The organism is Lysobacter sp. GCM10012299, assembly GCF_042649405.1.
Classification (GTDB): Bacteria; Pseudomonadota; Gammaproteobacteria; order Xanthomonadales; family Xanthomonadaceae; genus Lysobacter_J.
The window spans coordinates 1-582 of record NZ_JBHRZC010000023.1 but is presented as its reverse complement, the minus strand read 5'-3'; the positions used below and the strand labels follow the sequence as shown (position 1 = coordinate 582).

Genomic DNA, 582 nt, shown 5'->3' with positions numbered 1-582 from the left:
CAGAATACGTTTGGTAAGCTGGAAGTAGGCGGCGTTCATGTCTGTGACTAAAAATTTTACTTCTTCAGGATTAGCGCAGCCTAAGAAATAGCTTGTTAATCGAGGCAATTTACGCGTAGGCAAGACATCAATTAATTGTCCTGTTTCGCCATCTGCGCAAATAAAGCTCATTTTATCTTCTATGGAAGCGTGCGAACGAAATTCATCAACCATCAATACTCTGGGGAGAATCCTCTTAGATTGCTTTGGTAAGTAGCTTTTAAACTCTTTCAACGTACGAATAACGGTGGTCAAAGATACCTGACAATTTTTCGCAATAAAAGATAAAGATACTTTTTCAGTCAGTAAAGAAGCAATTTTATATCTGACATGATTCGCGATTGAATGTCTGGGTTGAACAAAATAACTTTGAGCCGTCCAATGGGTTCGACAGTTTTTACAGGTATAGCGCTGCTTTTTTAAGCGCATAACCAAAGGCATGTGATTGTATTGTTCAAAGCGGACAATCGTTTCCTTCTTCCCATTTTTCACTACAATTACTTTCCCGTTTCCATCTACCACAGTAGAACCACAATTTCTACA

1 pseudogene is annotated in these 582 nt (G+C 38.7%); it reads right to left on the bottom strand.

The window, feature by feature from the left end:
- Positions 1 to 582 (bottom strand): annotated as a pseudogene (locus tag ACFOPO_RS18465) (ISL3-like element ISEfa5 family transposase); the annotation flags it as partial.